Genomic DNA, 6,316 nt, shown 5'->3' with positions numbered 1-6,316 from the left:
TGCTGCCGCTCTTGACGAACTCGATCGACTTCTCCTGCATGCCCTGCTCGGCTTCCGGCTTGAGCGAGGCGGCGTAGTCGCGCACTTCCTGCGTGATCTTCATCGAGCAGAACTTGGGACCGCACATCGAGCAGAAATGCGCGATCTTGGCGCCTTCGGCCGGCAGCGTGGCGTCGTGGTACGAACGCGCGCGCTCGGGATCCAGGCCGAGGTTGAACTGGTCCTCCCAGCGGAACTCGAAGCGCGCCTTGGACAGCGCGTTGTCGCGCAGCTGCGCGCCCGGCCAGCCCTTGGCAAGGTCGGCCGCGTGCGCGGCGATCTTGTAGGTGATGATGCCTTCGCGCACGTCTTCCTTGTCGGGCAGGCCCAGGTGTTCCTTCGGCGTGACGTAGCACAGCATGGCAGTGCCCATCCAGCCGATATTGGCTGCGCCGATGCCGCTGGTGATGTGGTCGTAGCCGGGGGCGATGTCGGTCACCAGCGGTCCGAGCGTGTAGAAGGGCGCTTCATAGCAGTGCTTCAGCTCTTCATCCATATTGGCCTGGATGCGCTGCAGCGGCACGTGGCCCGGGCCTTCGATCATGACCTGCACGTCGTGCTTCCAGGCCTTGGCGGTCAGCTCGCCGAGCGTGCGCAGTTCGCCGAACTGGGCGTCGTCGTTGGAGTCGGCGATACAGCCGGGACGCAAGCCATCGCCCAGGCTGAACGACACGTCGTACGCCTTCATGATTTCGCAGATCTCGTCGAAGTGCGTGTACAGGAAGTTTTCCTTGTGATGCGCCAGGCACCACTTGGCCATGATCGAGCCGCCGCGCGAGACGATGCCGGTGACGCGGTCCGCGGTCATCGGCACGTAGCGCAGCAGCACGCCGGCGTGGATGGTGAAGTAGTCCACGCCCTGCTCGGCCTGCTCGATGAGCGTGTCGCGGAACATTTCCCAGGTCAGGTCCTCGGCGATGCCGCCGGTCTTGTCCAGCGCCTGGTAGATGGGCACCGTGCCGATGGGCACCGGCGAGTTGCGCAGGATCCATTCACGGGTTTCGTGAATGTGCTTGCCGGTGGACAGGTCCATGATGGTGTCGGCGCCCCAGCGGATCGACCACACCATCTTTTCCACTTCCTCGGCCAGCGACGACGTCACCGCCGAGTTGCCGAGGTTGCCGTTGATCTTGACGCGGAAATTGCGCCCGATGGCCATCGGCTCCAGCTCGGTGTGGTTGATGTTGGCGGGAATGATGGCGCGGCCGGAAGCGATTTCGCGGCGCACGAACTCCGGCGTCATGTCTTCCGGGCGCAGCGGCAGCGCGGCACCCAGCGCATTGCCGGGGTGCTGGCGCAGCAGCGCCTTGTATTCGGGCTTGTCGTACAGGGCCTGCAGGTTCAGCGACTCGCGCAGCGCGACGTATTCCATCTCGGGCGTGATGATGCCGCGGCGGGCGTAGTGCATCTGCGACACGTTGGCGCCGGCCTTGGCGCGGCGCGGGTTGGTCAGCTGGGCGAAGCGCAGGTGGGCGGTGGCCGGGTCCGCGGCGCGCGCCAGGCCGTATTCCGACGACAGGCCGGGCAGGACCTCGGTATCGCCGCGCTCTTCGATCCACTTGCCGCGTACCGACGGCAGGCCGGCCTTCAGGTCGATATGGATGTCCGGATCGCTGTACGGGCCCGAGGTGTCGTACACGGGAATCGGCGGATTGGACATTTCGCCCTTGTCCGTGCGCGTGGACGTCTGCAGGATCGTGCGCAGCGGCACGCGGATATCGGGGCGGCTGCCGGTCAGGTAGGTCTTGCTGGATGCCGGATAGGCGAACTTCTTGTCGAGATCGGTTTCGAGCGACTCGAAGGAAGCGGCGGGGGCGGTATTTGTGCGGGCCATGGGTGTCGTCCTCTCTTGCGGGGATGGACGAAACCAGGAGCCCTGTGAGCATGTCCGCGGCGGTGAGGCCGGGTCATGTGCCTTGGAGAAGGCAGGAGCTGTTCGGTAACCATGAAACTTCCCACGCCGGTACTAGCCGGATCGGGTTCGAAGGGACTCTCTCAGCCGCACGGCCCATCCGTACGGCACCCCTGTTTCATCCAACGGGGTGAATTTAAGCACAAGGTTCCGGACTTGACCACCCCTGTTTCGATCTGGAGTGTCGTGCGCTGCGGTATGAGCGCCGGCAACGGCGCCTCCGGAGCGAGCCGCGCACCATCGCGCTGCAGCGCACAACAACACTGGGCAGCAACCATCACTCGGCGCCCCGCAAGTCAGGCTTTGAAGGTCACCCAGGGCTTCAGCCGCGCCACCGCCTCGATCAGGCCAGCCTCTTCCTGCGCCTGCAGCACCGGGCCAATCGGCTTGTACGCCTCGGGCGATTCTTCGATCAGGCGCTCCTCGCGCAGGGTGATGCAGCGCCAACTGTTGTCTGCCTGATGGCCTCTGACGCGACGCAAGGCCTGGCGCCGGACACTGCGGCCAGCGCCATGGCTGCACGAGGAGAGCCAGTCGGCATGCCCCAGACCACTTACGATAAAGGATGCGTCCCCCATCGAGCCAGGAATCAAAGCCAGTTCGCCGTGATGGGCGGGAGTGGCCCCCTTGCGGTGGATATTGAGATCCTGTTCACGCAGGACGACGTTATGCGGCACGTCGACCACCAGGCGCGATGCTGCCGCGCCGCACAGTTCCGCCAACTCCTTGCGGACCAGTTCGGCCAGCACCACGCGATTGGCCCATGCATAGCGGGCCGCCGTCCCCATCGCCACCATATATTCGCGCGCCAGGCCGCCCGACAGTCCGTAAAGCCCGCTTTGCGGGTGCTTCAGGCCGGCAGGCCAGGCCCGGCGCGCCTGGTCCATCCAGCGCCGGCCCACGTAGAAGCCGACATCGCGCGAACCGCTGTGGATCATCGCCACGACATCGCCTGGCGCGAGGCCGATGCGATACGCGGCGTGCCGGTCGAAAATGGCGTCCACGACCTGCAGTTCGACGAAGTGATTGCCGCCGCCAGGCGTACCGAGACAGGGATCGCGAAAGATCTCGCGATTGCCGACGTGCGCATCCGGCGCATGGCGGGCACTCCCGCCGAAGGCGTCCAGCCCGACGCAGGCGGCAAGTTCGGCCTCCAGACGGCTGCGATCCACCTGTCCCCACAATCCGTGCGGGGCCACGCGATCGATGAACGCGGCCGGCCCCTCGTCGAACAAGGCGCGAAACGCGGCGCCATGCACCGGCACGTCGCGGCCGTTTTCCAGCAAGGCACGCGTCAGCCTGCGCACCAGGCCTTCCTGCAGCGGCTCCAGGGCGGCGCGCGTCAGGCCGGTGGTGATCAGGCGCATGCCGCAGTTGATATCGGTACCGATCGCGGCGGGAATGACGAAATCCGCATCGGTGGCAACGACCGATCCGACCGGCGCGATGCCGCCCGGATGAAAATCCGGCGTTGCACAGGCTTTGCAGACGCCGTGGTGGCCGTCCGGAGAGCGCACCGCGGCAAAATCGAGCAACTGGCGCACGGCTTTTGCTTCCAGGGGAAGCGTGGCGGGCAACAGCACCGAGGCCTGGGCGTGTTCGTTGCGCAGGTGATAGACGCCTTCGCTGTGCTCGACGTGGATACCCTGGCGCTGCAGGGCTTTTTTAAGACGGGGAAATGAGGACATGGCTGCTGGAATTACAAGGTACGCGGGTGCCTCCGGAATACCGGGGCAAAAAGTACCTTCTGCGCAGCAGCGTCGAGAAAGGAGCGTGCAGTGTAGCGCCGGAAAGCGGCGTGCGGCAAGCGCCCGGCCCGCAATGCCGTGCCGTTGCGGCGCAAAGTGTTGGCGGCCGGACACATTGCGAGCCCCCGCACATAGTCCGCCGCTTGCTCTACCATGCAGTCAGGCATGCCCATTCGCAACGCGCGCAGAAGATTGCACAGGAGACCCCATGACCGAAGCCGCCACCCATCGCGTGTTCAACCAGGTACCGGACCTGACCGGCTACAACCTGTTCACCGGCGACCCCGCGCTGCGCGCTGCGCTGGAACGGCTGGGCGGCGGCTGGCATGCCGGTGCGCTGGATGCGTTCGGCGCCCGCCTGGGCGAGGCCGATGTGCTGCAGTGGGCGGCCGCGGCCAATCGGCACACGCCCGAGTTGCATACGCACAGCCGCACCGGCGAGCGCATCGACGAGGTGGAGTTCTCGCCCGCGTGGCATGCGCTGCTGGCCTTGCTGCGCAGCCAGCAATTGCAGGCGCTGCCGTTCGCCCGGCCGCGCGAGGGCGCCTGGGTGGCGCGGGCGGCGGGCTACTTCCTGCAGGCACAGGCCGAGTCCGGCTCTCTGTGCCCGCCCACCATGACCTTCGCCAGCATCCCCGTGCTGCAGCAGGAAGCGGCACTGTTCGCCGAACTGGGGCCAAAGCTGTTCGCCACCGAACACGATCCGCGCGACCTGCCCTGGCGCGACAAGCGCGCGGTGATGATCGGCATGGGCATGACGGAAAAGCAGGGCGGCTCCGATGTGCGCAGCAACACCACCATCGCGCGTCCCGTGCGCGGCGAGGGCCGCGGCGCCGAGTACGCGATCACCGGGCACAAATGGTTTTTCTCCGCGCCGATGTGCGACGCCCACCTCGTGGTGGCGCGCATGGGCGCCGAGGATGGGCCGCTGTCGTGCTTCTTCGTGCCGCGCTTTCGCGACGACGGCAGCAAGAACCCGGTGCAGATACAGCGCCTCAAGGACAAGCTGGGCAACCGCTCCAACGCCAGCAGCGAGGTGGAATTCCGAGATGCCACCGGCATCCTGATCGGCGAAGCGGGCCGCGGCATCCCGACCATCATCGAGATGGCCACCTATACCAGGCTGGATTGCGTGATCGGCAGCGCCGCCATCATCCGCGCGGCGCTGGTGCAGGCCATCCACCACGCGCGCCACCGCATGGCCTTTGGCCGCCTGCTGGCGGACCAGCCGCTGATGCGCAACGTCCTGGCCGACCTGGCGCTGGAGAGCCAGGCCGCGACCTTGCTGACGATGGAACTGGCGCACGCGTTCGAGCGGGCCGATGCCGATCCGCTTGCCGCCGCCTGGAAACGCGTCGTCACGCCCGCGGCCAAGTTCTGGGTCTGCAAGCGCGCCATCGAGGTCACCGGCGAAGCCATGGAGGTATGGGGCGGTAACGGCTACGTCGAGGAAGGGCCGATGGCGCGCCTGTACCGCGAGGCACCCGTCAACTCGATCTGGGAAGGTTCGGGCAACATCATGTGCCTGGACGTGCTGCGCGCGCTGCAGCGCAATCCCGAGGATGCCGCGCGGCTGCTGCAGGATCTGGCCCAGCGCGCCGGCGGCCATCCGGCGGTGCGCGCCGAACTCGCCTCGCTGCAGGCGATGCTGCGCGATGCGCCGGAACACCTCGAAACCGGCGCCCGGCGCTTTGCCCAGGGGCTGGTGCTGACCGCGCAGGCGGCGCTGATGCTGGCCCATGCCGATGCGGACGACGCCGAGCGCTTCGCGGCCAGCCGGCTGGGACGCCAGCACGGCCGCGTGTTCGGCACGCTGGAAGGCGACGCCGCGGCGCTGGCGCGCGTGGTGGAACGCGCCTGGCCGGCCTGAAGGCAGCGCGCCTCGGGCGATGACCGGGTGCGCCCTCCGGCGCACTCGCGCACCCGCCAGAGCGGGCACGCCCTCTCCCCGTATCGCTTCGCCTCATCCCGTGCCGGCACCCGGGCATGCCCCGGCGTGCGGCATGCGTCGCCTTGCGCATCCTCCAGCGCTTCCTGCACGGTTTTTCCCCCGCTCCTGCTTCAGTGTGTCGAGGGCCTGCCGTAAACCGTTGATATTAAAGGCACATATTGAATGCATAAGTGCCTGATAGCCCCCATCCATGACTTAGCGGAACGCCCTGCCGGGCGCCGGAATCCTGACATGAACATCAGTCAACGCCTGCTGCTTTCCCTCTCCCTTGCCCTGCTCGCCTTGCTCGCCGTGGGCCTCGGCGGCATCTGGCAGCTCAGCCAGTCGGAACAGCGCTTCGAGTATTTCAACGACAACACGCTGGGCAGCGTACGCGTGCTCGACAGTCTCAAGGACAACGTCAATGCGATGCGCATCTCGCTCTACCGGCACAGCATGACTGACGATCTCAAGGCCAAGACCGATGCCGAAGCGGACCTGGCCAAGGCGGACGAGAAGTTCGACGCCACCGCGGCAAAATACGAGCGCGAGGATATCTCCGACGAAACCGACCGCAAGATGCTGGAAGCCGACCGCGCCACGCTCAAGCGCTATCGCGAGACGCGCGTCGCCCTGCTGGAAAAATCGCGCGCCAACGACCATGCCGCAGCGCACGCGATGCTGGTA

Annotated in this window: 4 protein-coding genes and 1 riboswitch; of the genes, 2 read left to right on the top strand and 2 right to left on the bottom strand. The window is 66.7% G+C overall.

The window, feature by feature from the left end:
• Both thiC and P3W85_RS37780 read right to left on the bottom strand, forming a co-directional pair.
• Window positions 1-1,873 (bottom strand): phosphomethylpyrimidine synthase ThiC (gene thiC, locus P3W85_RS37785; RefSeq protein ID WP_276268554.1); only part of this gene is annotated, 1,873 nt, incomplete at its 3' end.
• Window positions 1,874-1,974: 101 nt separating this feature from the next.
• A riboswitch (TPP riboswitch) is annotated at window positions 1,975-2,076 on the bottom strand.
• Between the two features lie 171 nt (window positions 2,077-2,247).
• Window positions 2,248-3,639, bottom strand: a complete 1,392-nt coding sequence (locus P3W85_RS37780) for an RtcB family protein (RefSeq protein WP_276268553.1) — start codon at window positions 3,637-3,639, stop codon at window positions 2,248-2,250.
• 268 nt (window positions 3,640-3,907) lie between these two features.
• On the opposite strand from P3W85_RS37780, the gene P3W85_RS37775 reads away from it, so the two are divergent.
• Window positions 3,908-5,569, top strand: a complete 1,662-nt coding sequence (locus tag P3W85_RS37775) for an acyl-CoA dehydrogenase family protein (RefSeq protein ID WP_276268552.1) — start codon at window positions 3,908-3,910, stop codon at window positions 5,567-5,569.
• A 312-nt stretch (window positions 5,570-5,881) separates the two neighbouring features.
• Window positions 5,882-6,316 (top strand): MCP four helix bundle domain-containing protein (locus P3W85_RS37770; RefSeq protein ID WP_276268551.1); only part of this gene is annotated, 435 nt, incomplete at its 3' end.

It is taken from the genome of Cupriavidus basilensis, assembly GCF_029335485.1.
Taxonomy (GTDB): Bacteria; Pseudomonadota; Gammaproteobacteria; order Burkholderiales; family Burkholderiaceae; genus Cupriavidus; species Cupriavidus basilensis_E.
This window is presented reverse-complemented; position numbering and strand designations above follow the sequence as displayed.